This is a genomic window from Bradyrhizobium embrapense (genome assembly GCF_001189235.2).
GTDB classification, from domain to species: domain Bacteria; phylum Pseudomonadota; class Alphaproteobacteria; order Rhizobiales; family Xanthobacteraceae; genus Bradyrhizobium; species Bradyrhizobium embrapense.
This window is the reverse complement of sequence record NZ_LFIP02000010.1, coordinates 203,523-228,300: the sequence shown is the minus strand read 5'-3', so window position 1 is coordinate 228,300 and position 24,778 is coordinate 203,523. Positions and strand designations below refer to the sequence as shown.

Below are 24,778 nucleotides of genomic sequence, written 5' to 3'. Positions count from 1 at the left end.
GCGCGCGCCGGATGATTGCGTCAGGCCAGCCGCGACGTGATGCCGAGCCGGTCCAGCAGATCGGCGTCGCGGTCGCGCTGCGGGTTCTTGGTGGTCAGCAGCACATCGCCGATGAAGATCGAGTTGGCGCCGGCGAGGAAGCACATCGCCTGCAGTTCATCGGTCATGTATTGCCGCCCGGCCGACAGCCGCACCACGCTCTTCGGCATCATGATCCGCGCGGTCGCGACCAGCCGCACCAGCGCGATCGGATCGGGCCGCTCGGCGGTGTCGTTGACCGGCACGCCCTTGACCTCGTTCCACAGATTGATCGGCACGCTTTCCGGATGGCTCGGGAGATTGGCAAGCAGCATCAGCATGCCGAGCCGGTCCTCGACCTGCTCGCCCATGCCGATGATGCCGCCGCAGCAGACCTTGATGCCGGCGTCGCGCACATGCGCGAGCGTATCGATGCGGTCCTGCAAGGTGCGGGTGGTGATGATCTTGTCGTAATGCTCCGGCGAGGTATCGACGTTGTGATTGTAGAAATCGAGCCCAGCGTCGGAGAGCCGTTCGGCCTGCTTTGGCGTCAACATGCCGAGCGTGACGCAGGTCTCCATGCCCAGCCCCTTCACCGCGCTGACCATGTCGCAGACCTGATCGAGATCGCGGTCCTTGGGAGTACGCCAGGCCGCGGCCATGCAGAAGCGGGTGGCACCGGCGTCCTTGGCGCGCTGCGCGACCGCGACGACCTCGTCCCGCGGCATCAGGCGGGTCGCCTTCAGGCCGGTGTCGTAATGCGCGCTCTGGGAGCAGTAGCCGCAGTCCTCCGGACAGCCGCCGGTCTTGATGCTGAGCAGGCTCGCGGTTTCGACGTGGTTCGGATTGAAGTTGGCGCGATGGATGCCCTGCGCTTGGAACATCAGGTCCGCGAACGGCAGGTTGTAGAGCGCCTCGGCTTCGGCACGCTCCCAGTTCTTGCGGAGCGGTGCGCTGCTGCTTCTGTCGGTCCGTTCGATCTCAACCACATCAACCATCGGGCTTGCCTTCTCGTTTGCGATGGATCATAGATAATTGGATATATTATCTATGATCATGGGTTTGAAACGATGCTACCCGAGGCCGAGCGAGGGCGCACCCATTTTTATGATAGATAATCTATGACTGACGTCGGCGAGAATTCGACGACCGCGGGACGCATTGCCGAGGCGATCGGCGAACGCATCATCAGCGGCGCCTTGCCGCCGGATGCCCCGCTCCGGCAGGACCATGTCGCGCGGGAATTCCATTCGAGCCACGTCCCGGTGCGCGAGGCCTTCAGGCAATTGGAGGCGCAGCATCTCGTCGTTGCGGTGCCCCGGCGCGGGGTGCGGGTGGCGCCGCTCGATACCAAGTCAGTGAAGGAGATCGCCGAGATGCGCGCCGCGCTCGAGGTGGTCGCGTTGCGCAATGCCGCGCCGAGGTACACATCCGCCCATCTGGCACGGATCGAGGTCGCGCTGATCGAAGGCGACAATGCCGAGACGGTTGAGGAATTCGAACTGGCCAACCGCGCCTTTCATCACGCGCTGGTGGCGCCCTGCGCGATGCCGCGTCTGCTCGCCAGCCTCGACGGATTGCAGCTCGCAAATTCACGACTGGTGTTCGCTATGGCGCGCAACGCCGGCTGGCGGCCGCGGCCGAGCCAGGATCATCGCGTGATCCTGCAGGCGCTGCGCGCGCGCAACATGGAACAGGCCTGCAGCCTGCTCGCACGGCATATTCAGACCATCGAGCGGCTTGCCCTGCCGGCGGCGTGATCGGAGCAACGATCCGCTCCACGTTAGTTTTTCTCGCACCATGGGCGAGTTCTTGAAGATTGTCCGGCTCGCAACCGGGAGATACGTTCACTCCGAACAGGAGACACACGGGCAGCATGGTGGACGACATGAAGATGCGAGTCGGCCAGTGCCATTGTGGCGCGGTGCGTTTCGAGGTGACGCTCAGCGACGACCTCAATTCGATTCGCCGCTGCACCTGCTCCTATTGCCGAATGCGCGGCGCCGTCGTCGCCATGGCAGAAATGGGCGGGATCAAGTTCCTGCAAGGCGAGGACGTGTTGACGAGCTACCGCTTCCATACCGGATCGGCGCAGCACTTCTTCTGTTCTCGCTGCGGAATATACACCCATCATCAACGGCGATCCGACCAGAGTCTCTATGCCGTCAACGTGGCTTGCCTCGACGGGGTAAGCCCGTTCGATTTCCCGGAAGTACCCGTGATGGACGGCGTCAATCATACCAACGACACCGGCAAGCCGACGCGTCGCGCTGGCACGCTGCGCTTCATCGCGGCCGACTAGTCTAACGATCGCCGTCCGCAACGACCGCGCCCCGCGAGTGCGACAAGAACCAGTCGAGCTAGGCGATCGCGACGATCTCCAGCTCCTGGGCGCCCGATCCGACGACGTCGCCCACGGCCTTGCCCATCAGCGATCGCGCCACCGGCGAGACGAACGAGATCGAGCCCGCCTTTGGATCGGCCTCGTCCTCGCCGACGATTCGATAGGTCTGCACGCGGCCATCGGCGCGGCTGAACGTCACGGTGCTGCCGAACGCAACGCTTTCGGTCGAGGCGGGGTCGGGGACGACCTGCGCGGTGCGGAGCCGTTCGGTGAGATAGCGCGTGTCGCGCAACGGCACCGCCGACTGGCGTCGCCGTTCGTTGACGTCGTCGAGCTGCTGCGCAGCCTCGTAGGCCTCACGCGCCTCCTGGAGCTGGCGCTCCAGCGCCTTGCGGCCGGCCTCGGTCACCAGATTGGGATGCGGCGAAATGGGGCGATCCGGCAACAGCGTTTCGGACGCAGTCTCGGCACTTTCTTCCTTGGTGAAGGCAACGCTCAATCCAGAACTCCATCGATCGGGGCGGGAAGTATAGCCCCGCCTCACCCGCACGGCCAATGCGCGATGGGATTAGGCTGATCGTCGCCGCACATTCGCCCGTTGCGCACGCGGGATCTTTCCGGATCACGCTAATGCGAGGCAGGATGTTCCGCCTTGCCGCGACGGCCGAAACGGCTTTTTGCACCCTCGCGCCAGCCTTGGAAGGTGACGAACAGCATCGGCACCAGGAAGATGCCGATCGAGCTGGCGGCAAGCATGCCGCCGAACACCGCGGTGCCGACCGCACGGCGGCTGATTTCCGCGGCGCCGGTCGCAACCACCAGCGGCACCAGGCCGAGAATGAACGCGATCGAGGTCATCATGACCGCGCGGAACCGCATCTGCGCGCCCATCGTCGCGGCCTCCGCGATCGGCCTGCCGGCCTCGCGCTGCTCCTTGGCGAATTCGACGATCAGGATGCCGTTCTTGGCGGCGAGCGCGATCAGCACCACGAGGCCGATCTGGCCGTAGAGATCGAGGTTGAGGCCCGCAAGCTTGATCGCAAGATAAGACCCGAACACGCCGACCGTGACCGACAGCAGCACCGGAATCGGAATCGTCCAGCTCTCATACAGCGCCACCAGGAACAGATAGGCAAACAGCACCGCGAGCGCGAGGATGATGCCGGTCTGGCCGGACGCCGCCTGCTCCTGATAGGCCGTGCCGGTCCATTCATAGGAATAGCCCGAAGGCAGCGTCGTCTTGGAGAGGTCGGCCATCGTCGCGATCGCGGTGCCCGAGGACACGCCCGCGGCCGGGCTGCCGTTCACCGTGACCGAGCGATAATTGTTGTAGCGCGTGATCACCTGCGGGCCGGTGACGATGCGCAGGCTTGCGATCGAGCGGATCGGCACCATCTCGCCGCCGGTGTTGCGGACATAGATCTGCCAGATGTCGGGAATGTCGCGCCGGTCGGCCGCATCGCCCTGCACGTTGACCTGCCAGGTGCGGCCAAACAGGTTGAAATTGTTGACGTAGATGCCGCCGAGCGTGGCCTGCAGCGCGGTGAACACGTCGGCCATGTTGAGGCCGAGCGCCTGCGCCTTGGCGCGGTCGATATCGAGATAGATCGATGGGTTGGTCGCGGTGAAGGTCGAGAACACGCGCGCCAGATTTGGATTGCGGTTCGCCGCGCCGATCAACCCGCTCATCACGCTGCTGAGCGAAGCCGGATCCTGCCCCTCCAGCGCCTCGAGCTGATATTCGAAGCCGCCTGATGTCGAGAGCCCGATGATCGGCGGCAGGTTGAACGGCAGCACCGAGGCCTGGCGGATCTGCGATCCGCCGACGAAGGTCTGCCCGATCGCGGCCTGCACCGATTCGGTCGTGGCCTTGCGGTCCGCAAACGCCTTCATGCGCGCCACCATGAAGGCGGAGTTCGGCTCGCTGGCGCCGTCGAGCAGCGAGAAGCCGATGATCGACAGCACGTGGTCGATCGCCGGATTCTTCTTCAACAGCGCCTCGACCTGCTTGGTGACCTCGCTGGTGCGCGCCACCGAAGCGCCGTCAGGCAGCTGCACGGCGATGAAGAACGCGCCCTGGTCTTCCTCGGGCAGGAATCCGGTCGGCGTGATCTTCGAGACGCCGAACACCGCGCCGGCAAACACCAGCACCGCAACCAGCGACAACACCGCCACGCGGACCAGCCGCTGTACGATGCCGGCGTAGCGGTCGCGGACCCAGTCGATGCCGCCGAGCACCCGTCCCATGATGCCGCGGCGCGGCCCGCCGTGACGCAGGAACACCGCGCACAACGCCGGCGACAATGTCAGCGCATTCAGCGCCGAGATCACCATCGCGGCGCTGATCGTCACCGCGAACTGGCGGAACAGCGTACCTGAGATACCGGGAATGAACGCTATCGGCACGAACACCGACAGCAGCACCAGCGAGATCGCAATGATCGGCGCCGTGATCTGCGCCATCGCCTTCTTGGTGGCGTCGGCCGGCGACAGCTCCGGCTCCTCCTCCATGACGCGCTCGACGTTCTCGACCACGACGATGGCGTCGTCGACCACGATGCCGATCGCCAACACCATCGCCAGCAGCGAGACGGTGTTGGCGGAATAGCCGAGCGCCAGCAGCACCGCGAAGGCGCCGATCAGGCTGACAGGAACCGCGACCGCCGGAATCACCGTGGCGCGCAGATTACCGAGGAACAGGAACACCACGATCACGACGAGCACGAAGGCCTCGCCGAGCGTCTTCATCACTTCCTTGATGGTATCGGAGACGAAGGTCGTGGAGTCGTACTGCACGAGGTAGGTCAGCCCGGGCGGGAACCGCTCCGACAGCTTGGCAAGCGTGGCCTGCACGGCCTTGGCCGTGGTCACGGCGTTGGCGCCGGGCGCAAGATAGATGCCCATCGGCACGCCGGGATTGCCGTCGATCCGCGACTCCGAGTCCGAGTTCTGCGCGCCGATCTCGACGGTTGCGACGTCCCTGATCCGCAGCACCGAGCCGTCGGGATTGGCCCGCAGCACGATGTCGCCGAACTGCTTGGACGTCGTCAGGCGGCCCTGGGTCTGCACGTTGAACTGGAATTGCTGGTCGTTGCTGATCGGACGCGCGCCGATGCGGCCGACCGGCGCCTGCACGCTCTGGGCGCGGATCGCGGCGATCACGTCCGACGGCGCCAGATTGAGGCTGGTCAGGCGCTGGGTGTCGAACCAAATCCGCATCGAATAGTTCAGCTTGGCGAACAGCGAGGCCTGGCCGACGCCTGGCGTGCGCGAGATCGCGTCCAGCACGTTGATGATGGCGTAGTTGGTGATGAACAGCGGATCCTGCTCGCCGCTCTTGCTGTAGAGCACGATGAACTGCAGCACGGCCGAGGATTTCTTCTGCACGGTCAGGCCCTGCGCCTGCACCTCGGTCGGCAATTGCGCCAGCGCGCTCTGCACGCGGTTGTTGACGTTGACGGTGTTGATGTCGGGGTCGGTGCCGAGCGCGAACGAGACCGTCAGCGTATAGCTGCCGTCATTGCCGCTGGTCGACTTCATGTAGAGCATCTTGTCGACGCCGACGACCTGCGCTTCAAGCGGTTGGGCGACGCTTGATTCGACGACTTCGGCCGATGCACCGGGGAACACGGCCGAGACCGTGACCTGCGGCGGCACGATGTCCGGAAACTGGGCGACCGGGATTTGCATCAGCGCCAGCGCGCCCGCGATCGTGATCACGAACGCGATGACGATCGCAAGCCGCGGACGATCGACGAAGACGGCGGAAATCATGGGTTATTGCCCGTCGATTTCGGCGCGCTGCCGGTGCCGCCGTCCGCCGAAACCTTCATGCTGGACTGGATCTGCGCGCTGGCGGGCCCCGGCGCGACCACCTCGCCCGGCCTGACCTTCTGCAAGCCCTCGACGATCACCTTGTCGCCAAGCGCGATGCCGCTTGTCACCGCGGCGATCGTCGATGTCGATTGCCCAAGCTGGATCCGCTTCTGCTCGGCCTTGTTGTCCGCGCCGACGACGTAGACATACTCGCCCTGCTGGTCCGACAGTACCGCCGAGCGCGGGATCGCCACCACCTCGACCGGCTGCACGCCTTCCAGCAGCACGGTCACGAACTGATTGTCGGTGAGCTCGCGGACCGAGCCGCCGGTCGCAACCGACGTATAGGTCGACGGGTTGGGGATGGTGCCGCGCAGGGAGATGGTGTCGGTGTTCTGCGCGATGGTGTTGTTGACGAAGTTCAGCTCACCGGTCTTCTCGTAGAGCCGGCCGTTCGGCAGGCGCAGCCGGATGATGACGGCCTTGAAGCCACCGCGTGTCGCATACCGGTCGCGCAGATCGAGCGCCTCGCGCACCGGCACGGGGAACGTGACGTACATCGGATCCTGGCTGACGATGGTCGTCAGGGTTCCCGAGCTCGGCGTCACGACGTTACCTTCCGTGACCGAGGTGCGCCCAATCCTGCCATCGATCGGCGAGTGGATCTCGGTGTAGTCGAGATTGATCTGGGACAGGTCGACCTGCGCCTGCGCGGCCTGCACCTGTGCCTCGAGGCTCTGCTGGTTGGCGACCGCCGCGTCGACGTTCGATTGCTGGCCGGCCGGTCCGCCCATCAGGGCCTTGGCGCGATCGGTGGTCAGCTTGGCGTTGACCAGCGTCGCCTGCAACTGGGCGACCTGCGCCTTCTTCGAGGCAAGGTCGGCCTCGAACGGACCGCGCTCGAGTTGATACAAGAGGTCGCCGGCCTTGACCTCGGCGCCCTCGACGAAGTTCCGCTTCTCGAGAAACGCCGTGACGCGCGCCACCACGTTGACGCGGTTGGGGGCCTCGATGCGCCCCAGAAACTCATTGGTCTCGGTGACCGGCCGCTTCACCGCCTCGAACACGCCCACCGCAGGAGGTCCGGGCGGCCCCGCCTGAGCATGGGCCGCCGACATCCCGATCACCGCCAATCCCGCCGATACCAGAAGCCCTGCCAATCCACCGCGCATTCGTTCCGTACCACTCATGCTGTCCAACCCTTCGGCTACCAACAAGCTCCACGAGATGGATATGACGTCGAGTTCCCTCAGACCGGAGAAGGCGAGGATAGGCAAGGCGCATCACAAGAGATCATAACGCGCTAAATCCGCATCCGACAATCCCGTGACCGAATTGGCCGCTCGACACCAGCCCGTGACGACCGCGCTTGAGTTACGGCTCCCTCTGGAGGCTGCCGCCATCAAAGCCTCACAACGACCATGCCGAGATACCGCCCGTTGATCGTATCGGACAAGGCGCATGTGGCGCGCTCAAGCCCGTCGATCATGACATGCGGAAGACGGATGTCGCCGGTCCGCGACCAAGCCGCAAGGCGGGCGAACCATTCCTGACGCGCCTGCGGATGATCGTCGGCGCTGAAGCCGCGGATGGTGATCTTCCTCAAGAGTATCTGAGTCGAATCCAGCACGACGGGCGCGGTGCGGCCTGTTCCTGCCACCGCGAGCTGACCCGACAGCGTCCCGACGATGACGAAGCGGGCGCCTTCGCGGGCTACGCCAATCGCAGCCTGCAGCTGCTCGCCCCCGACATTGTCGAGAAAGATATCGACCCCGTCGGGGGCCGCCTCGTTCAGCCGGTCGACGAAAGGCTCGTCTCCGTCGCGGACCACCACCGCGTCGTAGCCGAGTTCAGTGATCAGGCGATCCGCTTTCGCGCGCGAGCTGGTGCTGCCGATCACGCGGCCCGCCCCCAGCAAGCGAGCAATCTGCCCGGCCATCGAACCGATCGCGCCGGCGGCGCTCGATATGAAGACCGTCTCGCCGTTTGCGATCCGCACGCCGCGGGTCAGTGCCGCATAGGCGGTCGCACCATGCCCGAGATAGCCGAGGTAACCTAGCGGCTCCGGCAACGGCGCGTCCAGCCGGACGCATCGCGCGACAGGTACGATGGCGTAATCACGCCAACCGAACATGTGCTGCACGATATCGCCCGGCAACAGACTCCCGCCGGCGGGCGCCGTCATCACTTCTCCGATCGTCTCGCCGAAGAGACCGTCGCCAGGCCGCAGCGCGGGAAACGGCACGCCCGGTATGTCCTCCGCTCCCTCGCTCGCCATTTGGCGGAGTGATGCCGAGACGACGAAGGCGCGGTTGCGCACCAGCACCTCGCCTGCGCCGGGAGTTGGCACGGGAGTCTCGGTAATTTCGAAATGTTGCGGTCCGGGCAGGCCCTGCGGCCTGATCTTCAACCTGACCTCGCGGCCGATCTCGATCGCTGCCATGTGCAATCCTTTGACTTGGCCCGTCGATGGGGCGAAATGTGAGCACTTGGCTCACATTACTGGCGGAGAGGTCCAAGTGGCTACTCGCATTCCGGCAGCGACGAGCAAGATGCGGAAAGTGCCGCGTCAGGCCCGTTCGCGTGCTACCATCGAGGCCATCCTCGACGCCGCCGCTCACATTCTCGGCGAGCGCGGCTGGTCCGCGACGACGACCAATGCGGTGGCGGAGAGGGCCGGCGTCAGCATCGGATCGCTCTACCAATACTTCCCCAACAAGCTTGCGCTGGTCGAGGCAACCAGGCGTCGGCACTTCGATGAATTGCTGGCGGTGCTATGCACCGCGACCGACGACACAAGATCGCGAGCGTGCCGCATCGTCGCATTCGTCGACGGCATGATCGACGTGCATCGCCGCTTTCCCGCGGCCCATCGGGTTCTGCTCGAGGAAGCGCCGCGTGATGCAGCCGGCGCGGCCACGCATCGCCGGTTCGAGACGGAATATCGCAAGGGCTGCGAGGCGCTGTTCACCGCGAACATGCGGGGCAACGCCACCGATACCCGGATCGCCGCGCGGGTGCTTGCCGCAGCAGTCGCCGGCGTCGTGCACGAGGCCGCGCGGCTGGATATTCTGGCATCGCCTGCCCTGCGGCAAGAGCTGATCGCATTGGTCGAAGCCTGCCTCTCGAAGCGGCGCGCTGTCGCAGGCAAATGATCGGGGATCCTCGCAACGCGCGGAGCCGACCGAGCCGAGCTTGGCCACAGCGACGACTGTCCTCACAACGCGATGGCGTTCTTCAAGCGAGACGTCTCTTGATACGCCGGCGACGCCAGATGGCCGTACAGCCATGGCCTTGCGCGCTTGCCGCTGGCCTCATGCACGCCGTCGAACACGTCCATCTCGATCAGATCCGGATGGGCCGATGACGCATAGACGGATCGCATCTCCGCGAACTTCTCGTCCCGCCCGAGCTCGACCGCGTTTGCAGCATCGCGGCTGCCGATCTCGACGAACAGCGGACACGGAGAGAGCAGATACGCGAGCTCCGCGCCGGTATACCTGGCGCGGCTGTTGGCGAAATGAATGTAGGTTGCGAGCTCGATGCCGAGGTTCTTGCTGACGACGGACGACGTCAGAAGCTTCCTCTCGTCGCGCATATATCCGGAGATGACGGTCGGCCGCATTTGTCCGGTGGCGGCTTCCAGATGCAGCGCCAGAAGCGCACCCCAGGACGCCCCGTAGACGCCGACATTCAGACCTGACACACCGGTCAGCTTGCGGCAGACGATCTCTCCGGCGTCGATCGAGGCGCACGACACGTTGTGCGCGGAGACGCTATGGGATGCCAGCATCGCGGCGATGTTGTTCTGGCTTTCCTGGTTTCCGATCTGAACGATGTAGGGACACCAGACCACATAGCCGTCCTGGCAAAGCTGTTTGCCGAGCGCGTTCATGTAGTCCTTGTCGGCGTCATCGAAGCACCGCTCCGGCGTGCTCGCCATACCGTGGCCGAGCAGGATCAATCCCTTGAGCGGGCCGTCGGGAATCCCGAGACATCCGCGCACCGGCACGCCGCATTCCAGATCGAACTCGACCTTCACGACCGAGAATCCATCCGCCGTGCCGCGCCAGAGAATCCGGATCTCGTCGTGCGATGGCCTATACAGCCGCCGCTCCCGGAACAGCGACCGCATTTCCCTTCGGATGCCCTGCCCGGTGGCGACTGCGCGCAGCTTTCCTCTCGCCGCGATATCGAAGAACGACCGGCAGAACGTGTCGTAGCCAAGCGCCGGCAGATCGACATTCGCGCACGATCCCTGGCAGTGACTGAGTGCCAGCGTGTTGCCGGTGACCGATGAGGGTCCGACCAGCGTCATCAACAATCCGGAAAGCGCCCTGCGGCTGATCATCGGCCCTCCCTGAGCCGGCGATGGCTCGACCACATGTCGCCGCCCAGCAGGCGCGACAAGTCGCGCGGATACAAATTAAAGGATGTTCATGGTCGAAGGTTCGCGCGCGGCGTTGCAAGCGTGTGACGCTCGCAGGCCTACCGCCGCGACAATTCAAGCCGAATACGTTTCGAGACGCTTCGGAAGTATTTCCGACTGTCACACGGGTTCAATTTCGCCACACGCGGCGACGACCGTCGGGTCAGATCTTGGGCTTGACCTCGGTAACCTTGGCATCGGCGGCCTTCGGCGCTTCGCCAAAATCGAGCTTCTTCTGGAAGCCGATCTGCACGTTCACCGCCCACGGCTGGACCTCGTCAGGCCGGCGGACCTGCCGGACAGAGGCGCCGGCCGTGCCGATATATCCGTCGCCGAAATCGTGCGCGAAATCGAGGCCGGTGAGGAACGTCGTGCTCCATAGATCGGTGTTGAGATAATCGTCACGGCGATAGCGCGCCAGCAGGCTGACGGCGTTCTTGTCGTCGAACTTGTAGCTGACCGAGGCCTCGTTCGACTGCCCGACATCGCGCGAGGCGAACGAGAGCGTGGTGTCCGAGACCGTTCGCGACGACCCGACGCCGAAGGTCCATGAACCGGCCTGGTACTTGGCCTTGGCGGTGTAGAGCAGCTGCTTGACGTCGTCGAAATCGGTCGTGTCGTAGCTCGCGAAGTATGGCGATATGGAGCCTTCGACTTCGACGCCGCTGCTCTTCACCGTGAAGAACACGTTCGGCTGCACGATCTTGTGGCTGCGATCGAGGCCGAAAATGTCGGTCGCAAGATAAGCCACGCGCGACAGCACGAGCGACGTGCCGATCTCGCCGGTCCCGAACTTGTAGGCGAAGCCGGGCATGAAGGTGCGCGTCACGAAGTTCTCGTCCTGGGGCAGGAAATCACCCAGCGTGAAGATGTTTCGCTCGTTGAGCGCGTTGATGCCGGTGTCGACATTGGCGAATATTCGAAAATCGGTGGTGTCGTATTCGACGCGGTTGCGCAGCTGGACGCCATGCGAGCGGCGCGCCCAATTGTCGTCGACCGTCGTCGTCAACGTGGTGCGCAACGCCAGCTTCGGTGCAAGCTCGATCGCTCCGCTGGCCGCGATGATGGCCGTGGTGCTGGGGGCTGCGACGCCGGGATCGTATTGCGTGTCGGCGAACTTGACGCTGAGTCCGATGATGCCGTCCTGCAGCGAGCCGCGCAGATAATCGTAGTTGATCGTCTGCGTTGCGAACATGCTCCCGCGGGCGCCCAGCGTGTCGGTCGGATTGGAATCGTAGCCCGTGCGCAGGCCGATCGAGCCTGTATTCACGGTTACCGTCCCCGCCGGAACGGTCTGTGCAAGTGCCGCAGAGACGCCGAGCTGCGAAGCAACAACAACCGCCGCCAACGACGCACGCCGAATCATGGACGCGACCCTCCGCTCACAGCGTCGGAAATCATGGTTAATCCGCCGTTAAATGTGCAATTTATGGTTGATTTCGGTGTCCCGTCTGAAGCGCTTCGCGACCGATTTTGATCGCATCATCAGCATAGATGAAGGCATCAGGAATTTCGATAACATGGTTAACGCTAAGTATTAGAGTAAAGAACCACTTCAAGTTGTATGCGAATCCGGAACGTGAATAGTGGCGGCGACCAAGCAAACGGCTTGGCTTGATAACAACGGAGGAAGTCATGAAGCAGTATATCGTCGCCGTCGCTCTTGCCTCGCTCGTCGCCTCGCCGGCCTTCGCCGGCGGCCCCCGCGGTGGTGGCGGTGGCCTGATCGGTTCGGTGATCGCCCCGATCACGACCGCGGTCTCCGCGCTCAATGTCAACGCGCTCAACAACGTCAACGTGCTCGGCGGCGGCGTGAACGTCCTGAACGGCAACAAGACCAACGTTTCGGCCATCCTGCCGATCAGCCTCAAGAACACCAACATTCTGTCCGGGATCCTTGGCGGCGGCCACTCGCACGGCTGCGGCTGCAACTAAGTGCTGATGTCGGGAGGCACCGAGGTGTCCTCCCGACAGCTTCGGGCGAGAGCTTCCTGCAAGCCACGCCACTCGACCAATTCACCCCGTCCAAGCATTCAGGCAACCTCCTCCTCAAGACTCCGGATCGCGTCACGGCGGTTGTCGGACGCAGAGGTTCCGGTCATCATTCGGCAGGCTGATTGCCTTGCGAGACCGGGAATGGTTGCCAGTCCTGCCTTTGCCGAATTCCTGCGCGAGCAACTCGCGCCGCTCGGCCGAATCACGATGCGGCGCATGTTCGGCAAGACCGGCGTATTCTGCGACGGCGTGATGCTCGGGATGGTCACCGACAACACATTCTACGTGCGGGTCGACGATCAGAACCGCGAGACGTTCAGGGAGGCGGCGGCGAGCCCGCCGCTCAACTACGCCAAGCAGGGCGTGACCATCGATCTCGCATTCTGGCGGGTGCCGGAACGGCTGTTCGATGAGCCCGACGAACTCGTCGTCTGGGCGCAGGTTGCGCTGGCCGCCGCGCGCCGGGTCGCAGCCAAACGAGCCGGGCCCGCCGCGCCCGCGCGAAAATCCCGAACAAGCCCGCCGAAACGCCGCAATTCCTCGTGACGCGCGCTGGCGCGCACCGGGAAAGCCCGGACTCGTGGCTCGGGCTGAATTGCTCTACGCAATAATTTCGCGATCGATGGGTTAATCTTTTGGGCAGCAATATTTTCCTGGAATGACCGATGGCGAACGACCTGCACGAGCACCTGATTGACCTGGCCTATGAGGCCGCTGTCGTCCCCGAGTTGTGGCCGAACGTGCTGCATCAGGTCGGCGGGATCGCGCGAGCGCGCGGTATCGTGCTGCTGACGGCAGCCCCGCACGACGTCCGCTGGGTCGCATCCCCCGACATGCACGACGACACGGTGGCCTATGTCGAGGGCGGCTGGCACGAGCGCAACGGGCGGTTGCCGCGCCTGCTCGCGGCCAATCATGCCGGCTTCCTGCGCGACATCGACGTGTTCGACACACCCGAGGAGGTGCAGCAGGATTTCCAGATCCGCGAGTTCTTCCGTCCGCGCGGGCTCGGATGGGGCGCCGGTACTGCGATTCCGGTGCCGAGCGGCGACGTGCTGATCTACAGCGTCGAGCGCGAATACCGGCACGGACCGATCGAGCGGGAAGCGATCGAGCAGCTCGACGCGCTGCGCCCGCATCTGGCGCGGGCGGCGCTGCTGTCGGCACGGCTCGGGATGGAGCGCGCCAGGGCGGCAACCGAGTCGCTGGCGATGCTCGGACTGCCCGCGGCGGTGCTGCGGCGCGGCGGCCGTCTGATGGCGGCCAACCCGCTGTTCGACCGCCTGGTGCCCGATGTGATGCAGGATCGCTCCGATCGCCTGACGCTGGCGGCAACCGCCGCCGACGCGCTGTTCGCGCAGGCGCTGGCCGCGCTCGATCAGGGTCTCATCAGCGCCGAGGTCCGCTCGGTCCCGATCGCTGCGCAGGACGATCGCCCGCCGCTGATCGTGCATCTGGTCCCGATCCAGGGCGCGGCGCGTGACCTGTTCGACCGCGCGCTGGCGATCGTGATCGTGACGCCGGTGGTGCCATCGGAAGTGCCGACCGCGGAAGTGCTGCAGGGCCTGTTCGACCTGACGCCCGCCGAAGCGCGGGTTGCGCGCGGCATCGGCGAAGGACGAACCGTCGAGGCCATCGCCGTCGCGTTCGGCATCTCCCGCGAAACCGTGCGCAACCAGCTCAAGGCCGTGCTGGCGAAGACCGGGCTCGGCCGACAGGTGGAATTGGCCGGATTGCTCGCCGGCGCCAAGGTGCCGCCGGGTTCAGCGGCGGATTGAGACTCAAGCTGCGCTCAGACGAGCCTGCAAGAAACCGGCAACACGGTTAACCGCATCGGCCGTCGTGGATCATTCTTCGCGACGTCGACGCCGTGCGCCCTGCCTGGATGGAGCGCGCGCAACCATCCGCCGGCCCGCGCCCCTCGGGGGCATCGCAAAGGATCGCATGTTCAAACGGCGCGGGTTGCGCTAGTGATACCTCCCCTCCTCCCACCGTGCGCCCACCCCGGCGTACATCCAGTCAATGAGTGTATCTGAATGGCCGAAGCCGACCTCGACGCCGTCATCCGGCAAACCGCAAGAGCGCAGACCAAGGCCGTGATGGCGGCTGCCAGGAAGCGCCAGGCCGTCTGGGTCGCGCGCGCCGCCAAGGCCAAGGACAAGGAGACCAAGGCGCGCTTCCGCCACCTCGCCAAGAGCACGATCCTGAACGCCACCGCGACCGCCAAGCGGTTGCAGAACTCGGCGGAGAATGCTGCCGACGCCTATGCCCGCGCCATGAAGAAGGCGATGGAAGAGCCGCCGCCGGCCAACAAGCCGGAGAAGAGCCCTGAAAAGAAGCCCGATACGAAACCCGACAGGACATCCGGGAAGAAGCCGGCGAAGAAGAAAAAGGCCGCCTGAGAAGGGAGCGCACGCATGCTCACCGTTCACCATCTCGGCAAGTCGCAATCGGAGCGCATCGTCTGGCTGTGCGAGGAGCTGGAGATTCCATATGAGCTGAAGTGCACCACGCGCGATCCAGTCACGATGCTGGCGCCAGCCGACTACAAGGCACTGCATCCGATCGGCGCCGCGCCCGTCATCACCGACGGCGCGCTGGTGCTGGCCGAATCCGGCGCTGTCGTCGAATACATCGTCGCGAGATACGGCAATGGACGGCTGACGCTGCCATCAGACCATCCCGACTTCGCCCAGTTCCTGTACTGGTTTCACTTCGCCAACGGCACGTTGCAGGCGCAGATGGGCCGCAGCATGATCCTGCACCGCCTCAACCTCGCGGCCGACAATCCGATGCTGGTCGCGACCAAGGCGCGGGTCGACCGCTCGTTCGACCTGATCGAGGCGCGGGTGCGCGACGCGCGCTATCTCGCAGGCGATGAATTCACGACCGCCGATATCATGATCGGCTTCTCGCTGACGACGATGCGTTATTTCCTGCCCTACGACCTCGGCCGCTGCCCCAACATCAGGAACTATCTCGGCCGCATCGCCGCGCGCCCGGCCTATCAGCGCGCGATGCAGAAGGGCGATCCGGGCATGGCACTGCTGCTGACGTGAGGTCGTGATGCCGCGTTACGTCGCCTTGTTGCGCGCGGTCAATGTCGGCGGCACCGGCAAGCTGCCAATGACCGAGTTGAAGGCGATGTGCCTCGACGCGGGATTTGCCGACGTCGAGACCTATATCGCCAGCGGCAATGTCGTGTTCTCCTCGAAGCTCGGCGCAGCGAAGGTCAAGGCCGCGCTGGAGCAGCGGCTGCACGCCTATGCCGGCAAGCCGGTCGGCGTTGCGGTGCGGAGCGCGGACGAGATCGCCGCGGTGCTGAAGGCCAATCCGTTTCCGAAAGCGCCGCCGAATTTTACGGTCGCAATCTTCCTCGACGAGCCGCCGCCGAAGGACGCCCTGAAGCACGTGAAGGGCCAGCAGGACGAGCAGGTGCAGCTCGGCAAGCGCGAGATCTATGTCGCCTATGGCAGCGGGATGGGCCGCTCCAAGCTGAAGATCCCCGCCGCCGCCAGCGGCACCGCACGCAACATCAACACGATCGCGAAGCTCGCCGAACTTGCGGCGGGTGAGGATTAGCGAAATTCGTCTGCATATCTGACCCGTCATCCTGAGGAGCGCGTTGCTACGTCTCCCGCACCGCGAATCCTTCAGCGCCGAGCCGCGCCAGCACCTCTTCCAGATGCGCGCGGTCGCGGGTTTCGATCACGAGCTCGAGCAGCGTCGCCTTGGCCGGCAGATCGGAGAAGGTGCGCTGATGCGAGACCTCGATGATGTTGGCGCCCGCATCCGCAAGCAGGATCGACACCGCCGCGAGCTGTCCTGGCCGATCGACGATGTCGAGCGCCAGCTGCGTCAGCCGTCCCTCGCGCGCCAGCTCGCGGGTCAGGACCGAGGCGATCAGCCGGGTGTCGATATTGCCGCCGGTCAGCACGAGGCCGACATTGCGGCCGGCGAAGCGTTCCGGTGCCGCGAGCACCGCCGCGAGGCCGGCGGCGCCGGCGCCCTCGACCACCGTCTTCTCGATCGAGATCAGGGTCGCGACCGCGCGCTCGATCTGGTCCTCGCTGACGAGGACAATGTCGTCGACGAGCTTGCGAACGATTCTGGTGGTGATCTGGCCGGGCGCCTTGACGGCGATACCTTCGGCAAGCGTATCGCCGCGCATCGGCAGCTGCGCGCCTTTGACGGCATTGTACATCGACGGATAGAGCTGGGCCTGCACGCCGATCATCTGCATCGACGGCTTGATCGCCTTCGCCGCGGTGGCGATGCCCGAGATCAGTCCGCCGCCGCCGATCGGCACCACCAGGATATCGAGCTCCGGCACCGCCTCGAGCATTTCGAGCCCGATCGTGCCCTGTCCGGCAATGATCAGCGGATCGTCATAGGGATGGACCAGGATCAGGCCGCGCTCGGCGGCATGCGCGTCGACGAACGCGAAGCATTCTTCCAGCGTCTGCCCGGTGATGATGACCTCGGCGCCGTGCCGCCTGGTGTTCTCGATCTTCACCATCGGCGTGCCCATCGGCATCACGATGGTGGCGGGGATACCGAGCCGCTTGGCGTGATAGGCCACGCCCTGGGCGTGGTTGCCGGCCGACATCGCGATCACCCCGCGCTTGTGCTCCTCGGGGGACAGCGCCTGCAGCCGGTTCAGCGCGCCGCGCTCCTTGAAGGTCGAGGTGAATTGCAGGTTCTCGAATTTGAGGAACAGGCGGCAGCCGCAGATCTCGCCCAGCGTGCGGCTCTCGTTGCACGCCGTGACCATGACGGAATCCCGGATCACGTCGGCGGCGCGGCGCACGTCGGCAAGAGTCACGCCCGCGAGGGGCGCAGCGGTAGTATCGGAAGAATGCGGCATCGGGTTTCGCTTTGGACCGTTTCGTCAGCGGAACCTAGCGTGTTTTGGCGCCGAAAACGACCGCGCTCGGACATGATCCGGAAGAGTGCGAAGCGGTTTTCCGGAAAGATCATGCTTGGACAACGAGCTGGAGCGCGATGAGGGTTTAACCCCGCCGCGCTTCAGCTTGCCGTCAAGGCCTCTTCCTCCGGCTTGGCCGGCCGGGCCAGTTCGGTCGCATCGCATTTGGGGCAAAGCAGCGCGGTGCGGAAATGCCTGTCGAGCACAATGGTGCGCGTCCTGCCGCACTGGCAGCGCATCGGCTTGTCCATGGAAGATCGGCCCCGGTTCGAGATGCAAGGAAGGCTGCGCTTTGCTATCCCGGTCCGGTTAACCCAATATGACGTGCCGCCGGAAAAATCAGAAGAAGCCCGCGCTCAGATCGAGGCCATAGCTCGCCCTGAGCACCGCGACGAACAGGATCGCAAAGCCGAACAGCAGGACATGCCGGGCGATATTGCTCCGAAGCGAATTGGCCGGAAACACGCGTGCGATCGATTGAGCCAAAGCAGTCATTTGCGACCTCCAGAGCCACGTCCCGAAGTTAGGTCGCGCGCGAGGCCATGAGGTTCAACGCGGCTCGCGGAACGGCCGGCGGCGCACCGATGCGCTCGGCTCCGGGTCACGCTGCGGCCGCGCCTTGTTCCTGAAGCGGTGACCGACCACGATCAGCTTGCCCTCTTCGCGGATCTGGGACTCGGCCAATGGCACAGGCGGCAGATTGTCTTGCGTGACGGCCTCCAGCGCGCGCAGGAACTCACGACCGGCCGCTGTGATCTCCCAGCCTTCGACGTCACGCAGCACGTAGCGATTGCTAAAGATATCGAGTTCGGGAACCCGTGACGCCAGGCGCTTGATCCGCGCATGCCAGTCGTCGCCGCTCGAGGAGAGAATGGCGAGGTCGTGCTTGAGTGAATCGAGCGTAGCTCTGCCGCTGACGTGACTGGCCAATATTTTTAGAATCGCAACCTGTATGCTCAACTGAAAGCCTCGACCGCCACGGTTCTTTTTGTTCTGCGCAGCCGATCTGGAAATTATCGCGCTGATGACTCCAGCGTCCAGTCATCAGCGCCAGTTATCCAGAAGACCGCATGACGGTATCGATTTACGCCGCGCGCGATGTGCCGACGCGGCGCTCAGGCCGCTGCGACGACATCGATTCCTCTTCCGTATCTTGCGGCGCGCCCCAAAACTCCCGCACCGTCGGCCCGTGCCTCAACCTGCGAGCGCGCAGGAAGCCGAGAATCTCGTGCGGCCAGACCCGGCGACCCATCTGCGTGTACCAGCGCATCGCGTGGCGAAGCCCGGCGTCGCGGTGCAGCAGCACGCGGAGCAAGGCCTTCGGGCGGCATTGCAGCACCATCTCGGTGAACTTGAACCAGAGCAGTACCCGCCACGGCGGCATGTGCCGGGTCGCGAGCACCTGATGCTTGTAGTCCCAGAGCCGGCGATCGGTCTGGATGACGCGCCGCTCTGCCGCGAGACGGAAATACGGGGTCCAGCGATGCGGCGTGACGTAGAGCATCTGGATCTGATCGGGATCGTAGGACAGCAGCTGCCGCAGGCCGCGCCAGTGATCGCGATCGGTCTCCTCCTCGAAGCCGACCACCCAGGTCGCCATCGACAGGATGCCGTGCCGGCGCATCAGGCGAATGGCCTCGCGATCGATCGTGGTGGTGGCGCCCTTGCGGATCAGCTCCAGCGTCTTCTCGTCGGTGTTCTCCATGCCGAGCAGGAAACGCTGCCAGCCCGCTTTCTTGTAGAGATGCAGGATGTCGGCATCGCGGACGATGTCGTCGGCACGGGTCGAGCCGACCAGGATCAAATCGACATTCTCCGCGATCAGGGCCTCGAGGAAGGTCCGCCAGGCTTTCTTCGAGACAGTCGGGTTCTCGTCGGCGAAGTTGATCACCTTGACGCCGTGCTCGCGATGGAGCCGCGCCAATTCCGCGGCGAAGCGAACGGGATCGCGGTGCCGCCATCGCGTCCAGAAACCGCGCTGGCCGCAATAATTGCAGAGATGCGGACAGCCGCGCGAGAACTGCACCACGACGGCGCGCAGCCCTCCCCAGTAGCTGTAGCGCGCGTGATCGATCAGCTCCCAGCCGACGCGATAGGCATCGAGATCGCGTATGACGGGCGCGGGCCGCGTGGCGCGCGGCCCATCATCGTCGCGGAATGCGATGCCGTCGATGCAGCCGAGATCGCCGCCATACTCCAGCGCCCGCATCAGGCGGCGCGCGGTCTCCTCGCCCTCGCCGCGCACGATCGCGGTGACGTAAGGCTCCTCGCGCAGGATCTCGCGCCAGTGGTAGGTCGGGAACACGCCGCCATAGACGATCAGCGCCCCGGGCACCGCCCTGACGATCGCCTGCGCCACTTGCGTGATGACCGGATGGCCCGAGGTCGAGCCGGAATGGCCGAACAGCACCGCATCCGGCGAAAACCGCGATGCCTCCACCAGGATCGCCGCAAGCGGCATCGGCCCGAACTCGGCATCGAGAAGCCGGACTTCATGTCCGTCGTCGATCAGGGGACCGCCGATCGACAGCAGGCCGAGCGGCGGTAAATGGTCGTCGGGGATCCGGCTGCCGATCGCCGGATGCGGCACGTTGATGAGAAGAATGCGCATGGATGATCGCTCCCGCTTTGGTTGGCGTGATCGTTCGTCCCCGCATCTGCGTAGAGAGAGCCCAACCCCCCGGCCGGGCTTTGGAACTACTGACAGCGCGACTGTGCGCTAGAGATTCGGTACCTCCGCCGGCGCGATCGCGGTCAGCCCGCCGAAGCGGCGTTCGCGACGATGGAACGAGGCGAGCGCGTCGGCGAGATCGTCGGCCTCGAATTCGGGCCACATCCGCTCGGTGAAATGCAGCTCGGCATAGGCGCCTTCCCAGAGCAGGAAGTCCGACAGCCGCTTCTCGCCCGAGGTGCGGATGATCAGGTCGACGTCACGCAGGCCGGCCTCGCCGGTGATGAGATCCGCAAAAGCCTCGCGGCTCAGCTGGCCTGCGCCGGCGGCGCGCGCGGCCGCGCTTAGGATCGCGTCGCGCGCCGAATAGTCGATCGCGATGCGCAGATGCAGCGTGGTGCCGTCGGCGGTCTCGGCCTCGGCGCGCGTGATCGCGGCGGCGATGCCGTCGGGCAGCCGGTCACGGCGGCCGATCACGGTGAGACGGACGCCGTTGCGCACCAAGGCTGCGATCTCGTTGGCGAGATAGAACCGCAGCAGGCCCATCAGCGCCGTGACTTCAGCCTTCGGACGGCGCCAATTGTCGCTCGAGAACGCGTAGAGCGTCAGCGTGCCGACGCCCTGGTCAGGCGCGGCCTCGACGATGCGGCGGATCGCTTCGACGCCCGCCTCATGTCCGCGCAGGCGCGACAGGCCGCGCCGCGTCGCCCAGCGGCCGTTGCCGTCCATGATGATGCCAACATGGAGCCTCGCGACGGCTTCCGGCTTGAGGGCAACATTACTTTGCATCACAAAGTCTCCAGGTAAAAAATGGAATAATCAAATCGTCTGAACGCCGAGCCGCCCGGGCGCGCCTTCGTGCTTGCCGGCGGGCTTTTCAGTCTTGCCGCCGGCCCTTTCAGCCGTGCCGGCGGCCTTGGCCGCGTCGCGCACCAGTTGCTCGAGCACGGCGAGATAGTCGAGGAAGCGGCGGCGGCCGCTCTTGGTCAGACGACAGGTGGTGTGCGGGCGATTGCCTTCATAGCCCTTGTTGACGTCGACGAGGCCGGCCTCCTGCAGCACCTGCAGATGCCGGCTGAGATTGCCGTCGGTCAGGCCGCAGAGCTGCTTGAGATCGGCGAAGGCGAGCCCCTTCGGATGCGCCATTAGCGAGGTCAACAGGCCGAGCCGCGCCTTCTCGTGGATGACACGGTCGAGGCCATCATAGGCGAATGGCGCGGTGGTCACGTCAGTCTTCGACATCATTGCCTCCGGAAGCGAAATACAACAGTGCTGCGAGCAGCAACTGGCCGATCGCGAATGGCAGACCCATGGTCCAGGGCGACAGCGCGTGGCTCTGGCTTGCGATCAAGAGCACCGTGAAGCCCGACAGGAAATACCAGGCGCCGCCGAGCGCGATCGTGCGCGGCAGCAGGCGGACCGAGGCGAACACGCCGAGGCTGACCAGCACCTGCCACAGACCGGGCAGCATCCACAGCGTCTCGGGCGCGAATTTCCATTGCAGGACCGCGAGCAGCACGCCGGCGATGACAGCGGGAACAAACTGCTCGATCGCCTGCTGCACCATCGCGTCCGCAAGGCCGGAATGATGCCGCCGCGAGCGCGCCTGCATCTCGATCCAGATCAGCACCGCCGAGAGCAGCGCGGCTGCCGCCCAGCCCGCGAGGAACACGATCGGTTGATGGGTCGGATCATCGAGCCAGAAATATTGCGCCAGCGCCGTAATCAGCGCGATGCCGCTGGTGGCGGCGACCGTCGCCGGACCGTAGCCGCGGAATGCTGTTCCCGCCGCGATCTGGCTGCGGATCGCGAGAATATCGGCCAACGCCTTGTCGAGGTCGCGCATCTTCTGCCCGCACTTTGTACTGCAAAGTATACGGGATCGCCAAGCAAACGCAAGCGGCATCGCGCGACTTGCCGGTCGTGATGTTTAACGGCCGGTTACTGCACGGATTGCGGCGAAAGCGTGCCGCCTCAGACCTTCACCAGGCTGGCAAAGCCGCCATAGATCATCCGCTTGACGTCGAACGGCGCCGTCTTCGGGTCCATCGCCGACGCCAGACGGGGATCGGCCATCACCTTGGCGTTGATCCTGTCGCGCTGGGCGCGCGACTTGTAGGTGATCCAGGCGAACACGACGGTTTCGCCGGCCTTCAGTTTCACGCTTTGCGGAAACGAGGTCAGCTTGCCCGGCTTGACGTCGTCGGCGACCCACTCGCGATAATCCAGCGCGCGTGTTCGCGCCAGACCTTGCCGGCCATCTTCGAGAGCTTCGCATAGGCCTTGAGCTTCTTCTTCGGCACGGCGACGACGAAACCATCGACGTAGGGCATGGGCGTTTCCTGTTGTCCGGTTCCCCGTCACTGCGCGGAGCCAACGAGGCGCGCACCCCTGCGACCTGTTGGCTCGCAAATGACGATCAGGAGTGACAGCAGGATGCCTGAACCGGCGCCGGTTGGTACTGGTCACGTAGCCGCACCCAATCCATCGGATAGGGCAAGCCCTCCTCGTGGCGCCCGAGCGGCGTCAGATCGAGATAGTGATAGGCCGCATTCATCATGTCGAGGCCGCGCGCGAAGGTCGAGTAAGTGTGGAACACGCTCCCCTTCTCGTCGCGGAAGAACACGCTGATGCCGGGCAGTTCGGGACCATAGAGCGGGGTCGTGCCATAATTGTATTTCGCGTCGCCCGCATCGATCTGGCCTTGCGTGAACGACACGCCGTAATCGTAGTTGAAGTCATTGGCGCCCGACGACACCCAGTCGAAGGTCCAGCCCATCCGCTGCTTGAACGCCTCGAGCTTGGCTGACGGCGCAAGCGAGATCGCCACCATCGTCGTGTCGCGCGCTGCCAGATGCGGGGCCATGCGGTCGAAGCCGTCGACCCAGAACGAGCAGCTCTTGCACGCTGCGTCCCACTCCGGCGCGAACATCACGTGCTGCACCACGAGCTGCGGCCTGCCCTTGAAGAGGTCGCCGAGCGTCACCTTGCCGGCCGGACCGTCGAACACGTAGTGCTTGTCGACCTTCACCCACGGCAGCTCACGGCGCTCTTGGCTCAGCGCTTCGCGAGCCCGGGTGAGCTCCTTCTCGCGAGCCATCAGCGCCTTGCGGGCCGCGATCCATTCGTCACGCGAAACGATCTTGTGCTGTTGCATGAGATGCTCCGTTGCGGTTCAGGCGTCGACGTACTGCGCGAGATTGCCGAGGAATTCGGTCCAGCCGCGCTGGTGATTGTCGCGCGCGGTCTCGTCGACGAACTGCGCGTGATGGAAGGTGAGCAACGTGCCGCCGGCGTCGGGCTTGATCGACACCGTCACCTCGGATTCGCGTTCCGGCGTCGAATGCCAGGCCCAGCTGAACACCAGCTTCTGGTTCGGCACCACCTCGCGATAGATGCCGCCGACCTCGTGATATTCGCCGTTGGCGCCGGTGAACTTGATCCGGTAGCGTCCGCCGACACGGACATCGAGCTCGGCCTGCGTCGTGCCGGGCTTGACCCGGCCCGGACCGAACCATTGCACTAGGTTTTCCGGCTCGGTCCACGCGGCGTAGACCTTTTCCGGCCGGGCGCGGAGGCGCCGCGTGAGGGTGAGGCTTGGTCGCGCGGCGAGGCCCGCGTCGGCTGCGGCTGCGGACTTGTTGGTTGCCATGGGTCTTCCTCCACAAAAGCGGCAAGGCGGTCGAGATTGTCGGACCAGAATTGCGCATAGCGATTGAGCCAGTTCATCGCCTGCTCCATCGGCCGCGCGGTGAGCCGGCACGCGACCGTACGGCCGGTCTTTTCGCGCGCGACCAGGCCGGCATCCGTCAGCACGTCGAGATGCTTCATGATCGCCGGCAGCGACATCGCGAATGGCTGCGCCAGCTCGCTCACCGACAGGCTTTCCTGCTCGCCGAGCCGCGCCAGCAGCGCGCGGCGGGTAGGGTCGGAAAGCGCCGCGAAGGTGCGGTCCAGCGTTTCGTCCTGATACTTAACCATGTGGTTTAGTATAGGCGCAAACGGCACGACGTCAAGCGCCTACCTTCACGATCACGTCAATGCCGGGGCGTCGCGACACCAGATGGTTGGGACGATCGCAGGCGGAGAGCAGAAGCCCTCCCGGCCGGCGACTACTGCCGGTGATGCCGATGCCGGTGACGGTGCCCATGACGATACACAGGAGCCTGCTCCGGCTGCAGCTGCGCGCGAAACAGGAAGCGAGGGTTCTCCCCGCAGGCCAGGTAGCGTCCGGACACGCTCGCAAGGCACTGATCGTAGGTCCGATAGGCGCATTCGCCGGGATAGCCGAGGCTCGGGCCCTGCGCGCACCACGGGTAGTCATAGGGATCGGCGGACGCGCGATCGATGCCGGCCAACGCGGCCAGCGTCATCGTTCCCAACACCAGCACTGCCAATCGCGATGTGCGCATGATCCCACCCGTTCCCGGTCCAAAACAGCCGCAGTCAATCAAGCGCGGCATAACGGGTATGGTTCCCGAAGGCCACTCTATTCTGCATCAAGGCCGGTCAACTCTTCGGAGCGGGCGACCGGACAAGCTCGCCCCGCGGCTGGACCCGGCCCGCGTGTTCAGTGCG

The 24,778-nt window shown here is 64.9% G+C and carries 28 protein-coding genes and 1 pseudogene; 9 read left to right on the top strand and 20 right to left on the bottom strand.

Annotated features, from left to right (window positions below; all coding sequences use genetic code 11):
• Positions 1 to 20: 20 nt before the first annotated feature.
• A complete protein-coding gene (gene bioB, locus AKN83_RS32390; RefSeq protein WP_050402205.1) occupies positions 21 to 1,016 on the bottom strand; it encodes a biotin synthase BioB in 996 nt (331 codons plus the stop codon).
• 123 nt (positions 1,017 to 1,139) lie between these two features.
• On the opposite strand from bioB, the gene AKN83_RS32385 reads away from it, so the two are divergent.
• On the top strand, positions 1,140 to 1,778 hold the full coding sequence (locus AKN83_RS32385) for a GntR family transcriptional regulator (protein ID WP_050402206.1): 639 nt from the start codon (positions 1,140 to 1,142) through the stop codon (positions 1,776 to 1,778).
• A 116-nt stretch (positions 1,779 to 1,894) separates the two neighbouring features.
• Entirely contained in the window at positions 1,895 to 2,320 is a 426-nt protein-coding gene (locus AKN83_RS32380; protein WP_050402207.1) for a GFA family protein, read from the top strand.
• Between the two features lie 58 nt (positions 2,321 to 2,378).
• Here the strand turns inward: AKN83_RS32380 and greA are convergent, their stop codons facing one another.
• The 4 genes from greA to AKN83_RS32360 all read right to left on the bottom strand — a co-directional run bounded on the left by greA (position 2,379) and on the right by AKN83_RS32360 (position 8,588).
• Positions 2,379 to 2,861: a transcription elongation factor GreA gene (gene greA, locus AKN83_RS32375; RefSeq protein ID WP_050402208.1), complete on the bottom strand. Its 483-nt coding sequence runs from the start codon at positions 2,859 to 2,861 to the stop codon at positions 2,379 to 2,381.
• 128 nt (positions 2,862 to 2,989) lie between these two features.
• Complete coding sequence (locus tag AKN83_RS32370) at positions 2,990 to 6,136, bottom strand: efflux RND transporter permease subunit (RefSeq protein WP_050402209.1); 3,147 nt, start codon at positions 6,134 to 6,136, stop codon at positions 2,990 to 2,992.
• Positions 6,133 to 7,368 (bottom strand): efflux RND transporter periplasmic adaptor subunit, encoded by a 1,236-nt coding sequence (locus tag AKN83_RS32365; RefSeq protein WP_430641589.1) that lies wholly within the window; start codon positions 7,366 to 7,368, stop codon positions 6,133 to 6,135. The genes AKN83_RS32370 and AKN83_RS32365 overlap by 4 nt, the downstream gene beginning before the upstream one ends.
• A gap of 212 nt (positions 7,369 to 7,580) precedes the next feature.
• Complete coding sequence (locus AKN83_RS32360) at positions 7,581 to 8,588, bottom strand: MDR family NADP-dependent oxidoreductase (protein ID WP_206600822.1); 1,008 nt, start codon at positions 8,586 to 8,588, stop codon at positions 7,581 to 7,583.
• A 31-nt stretch (positions 8,589 to 8,619) separates the two neighbouring features.
• Here AKN83_RS32360 and AKN83_RS32355 point away from each other — a divergent pair, with 31 nt between their 5' ends.
• The gene (locus AKN83_RS32355; RefSeq protein ID WP_244522180.1) at positions 8,620 to 9,333 is read left to right on the top strand and encodes a TetR/AcrR family transcriptional regulator; all 714 of its coding nucleotides are present in this window, start codon (positions 8,620 to 8,622) and stop codon (positions 9,331 to 9,333) included.
• A 62-nt stretch (positions 9,334 to 9,395) separates the two neighbouring features.
• On the opposite strand, the gene AKN83_RS32350 is transcribed toward AKN83_RS32355, so the two are convergent.
• Both AKN83_RS32350 and AKN83_RS32345 read right to left on the bottom strand, forming a co-directional pair.
• Positions 9,396 to 10,529 carry a hypothetical protein gene (locus AKN83_RS32350; RefSeq protein WP_050402213.1) on the bottom strand — a complete coding sequence of 378 codons (1,134 nt, stop codon included), beginning with the start codon at positions 10,527 to 10,529 and terminating at the stop codon, positions 9,396 to 9,398.
• Positions 10,530 to 10,770: 241 nt separating this feature from the next.
• Positions 10,771 to 11,877 (bottom strand): hypothetical protein, encoded by a 1,107-nt coding sequence (locus tag AKN83_RS32345; protein WP_050402214.1) that lies wholly within the window; start codon positions 11,875 to 11,877, stop codon positions 10,771 to 10,773.
• A 365-nt stretch (positions 11,878 to 12,242) separates the two neighbouring features.
• On the opposite strand from AKN83_RS32345, the gene AKN83_RS32340 reads away from it, so the two are divergent.
• From AKN83_RS32340 to AKN83_RS32315, 6 genes are all read left to right on the top strand, one after another.
• The gene (locus AKN83_RS32340; RefSeq protein ID WP_050402215.1) at positions 12,243 to 12,542 is read left to right on the top strand and encodes a hypothetical protein; all 300 of its coding nucleotides are present in this window, start codon (positions 12,243 to 12,245) and stop codon (positions 12,540 to 12,542) included.
• Positions 12,543 to 12,743: 201 nt separating this feature from the next.
• Entirely contained in the window at positions 12,744 to 13,148 is a 405-nt protein-coding gene (locus tag AKN83_RS32335) for a TfoX/Sxy family protein (RefSeq protein WP_063695633.1), read from the top strand.
• Between the two features lie 119 nt (positions 13,149 to 13,267).
• Positions 13,268 to 14,380 carry a helix-turn-helix transcriptional regulator gene (locus AKN83_RS32330; protein WP_050402216.1) on the top strand — a complete coding sequence of 371 codons (1,113 nt, stop codon included), beginning with the start codon at positions 13,268 to 13,270 and terminating at the stop codon, positions 14,378 to 14,380.
• A gap of 258 nt (positions 14,381 to 14,638) precedes the next feature.
• A complete protein-coding gene (locus AKN83_RS32325; RefSeq protein WP_050402217.1) occupies positions 14,639 to 15,004 on the top strand; it encodes a hypothetical protein in 366 nt (121 codons plus the stop codon).
• A gap of 15 nt (positions 15,005 to 15,019) precedes the next feature.
• Complete coding sequence (locus tag AKN83_RS32320) at positions 15,020 to 15,661, top strand: glutathione S-transferase family protein (RefSeq protein WP_063695632.1); 642 nt, start codon at positions 15,020 to 15,022, stop codon at positions 15,659 to 15,661.
• A gap of 7 nt (positions 15,662 to 15,668) precedes the next feature.
• Entirely contained in the window at positions 15,669 to 16,184 is a 516-nt protein-coding gene (locus tag AKN83_RS32315; protein WP_050405430.1) for a DUF1697 domain-containing protein, read from the top strand.
• A gap of 46 nt (positions 16,185 to 16,230) precedes the next feature.
• Here AKN83_RS32315 and AKN83_RS32310 read toward each other — a convergent pair whose 3' ends face one another.
• The 13 genes and pseudogenes from AKN83_RS32310 to AKN83_RS32255 all read right to left on the bottom strand — a co-directional run bounded on the left by AKN83_RS32310 (position 16,231) and on the right by AKN83_RS32255 (position 24,612).
• Entirely contained in the window at positions 16,231 to 17,469 is a 1,239-nt protein-coding gene (locus AKN83_RS32310; RefSeq protein ID WP_050405431.1) for a threonine ammonia-lyase, read from the bottom strand.
• 161 nt (positions 17,470 to 17,630) lie between these two features.
• Entirely contained in the window at positions 17,631 to 17,780 is a 150-nt protein-coding gene (locus AKN83_RS40110; RefSeq protein WP_157113668.1) for a hypothetical protein, read from the bottom strand.
• Positions 17,781 to 17,868: 88 nt separating this feature from the next.
• Positions 17,869 to 18,024: a response regulator gene (locus tag AKN83_RS32305; RefSeq protein WP_244522179.1), complete on the bottom strand. Its 156-nt coding sequence runs from the start codon at positions 18,022 to 18,024 to the stop codon at positions 17,869 to 17,871.
• Between the two features lie 54 nt (positions 18,025 to 18,078).
• Positions 18,079 to 18,489, bottom strand: a complete 411-nt coding sequence (locus AKN83_RS32300; protein WP_244522178.1) for an aminoacyl-tRNA deacylase — start codon at positions 18,487 to 18,489, stop codon at positions 18,079 to 18,081.
• A gap of 124 nt (positions 18,490 to 18,613) precedes the next feature.
• Entirely contained in the window at positions 18,614 to 20,140 is a 1,527-nt protein-coding gene (bchE, locus tag AKN83_RS32295) for a magnesium-protoporphyrin IX monomethyl ester anaerobic oxidative cyclase (RefSeq protein WP_050405434.1), read from the bottom strand.
• 108 nt (positions 20,141 to 20,248) lie between these two features.
• Entirely contained in the window at positions 20,249 to 20,989 is a 741-nt protein-coding gene (locus tag AKN83_RS32290) for a di-trans,poly-cis-decaprenylcistransferase (RefSeq protein ID WP_063695631.1), read from the bottom strand.
• Between the two features lie 30 nt (positions 20,990 to 21,019).
• Positions 21,020 to 21,442 carry a transcriptional regulator gene (locus AKN83_RS32285; RefSeq protein ID WP_083992338.1) on the bottom strand — a complete coding sequence of 141 codons (423 nt, stop codon included), beginning with the start codon at positions 21,440 to 21,442 and terminating at the stop codon, positions 21,020 to 21,022.
• Positions 21,429 to 22,046: a hypothetical protein gene (locus AKN83_RS32280; RefSeq protein WP_050405436.1), complete on the bottom strand. Its 618-nt coding sequence runs from the start codon at positions 22,044 to 22,046 to the stop codon at positions 21,429 to 21,431. Before AKN83_RS32280 ends, AKN83_RS32285 begins: the two co-directional genes overlap by 14 nt.
• A gap of 128 nt (positions 22,047 to 22,174) precedes the next feature.
• Positions 22,175 to 22,533 (bottom strand): annotated as a pseudogene (locus tag AKN83_RS32275) (DUF1428 domain-containing protein).
• Positions 22,534 to 22,619: 86 nt separating this feature from the next.
• Positions 22,620 to 23,357: a DUF899 domain-containing protein gene (locus AKN83_RS32270; protein ID WP_050405437.1), complete on the bottom strand. Its 738-nt coding sequence runs from the start codon at positions 23,355 to 23,357 to the stop codon at positions 22,620 to 22,622.
• A gap of 18 nt (positions 23,358 to 23,375) precedes the next feature.
• A complete protein-coding gene (locus AKN83_RS32265; RefSeq protein WP_050405438.1) occupies positions 23,376 to 23,723 on the bottom strand; it encodes an SRPBCC family protein in 348 nt (115 codons plus the stop codon).
• Positions 23,723 to 24,181, bottom strand: coding sequence for an ArsR/SmtB family transcription factor (locus tag AKN83_RS32260; protein ID WP_050405439.1), 459 nt, complete (start codon positions 24,179 to 24,181; stop codon positions 23,723 to 23,725). The genes AKN83_RS32265 and AKN83_RS32260 overlap by 1 nt, the downstream gene beginning before the upstream one ends.
• Before the next feature lie 131 nt (positions 24,182 to 24,312).
• Positions 24,313 to 24,612, bottom strand: a complete 300-nt coding sequence (locus AKN83_RS32255; RefSeq protein WP_347336848.1) for a DUF3551 domain-containing protein — start codon at positions 24,610 to 24,612, stop codon at positions 24,313 to 24,315.
• Between the last annotated feature and the right edge of the window lie 166 nt (positions 24,613 to 24,778).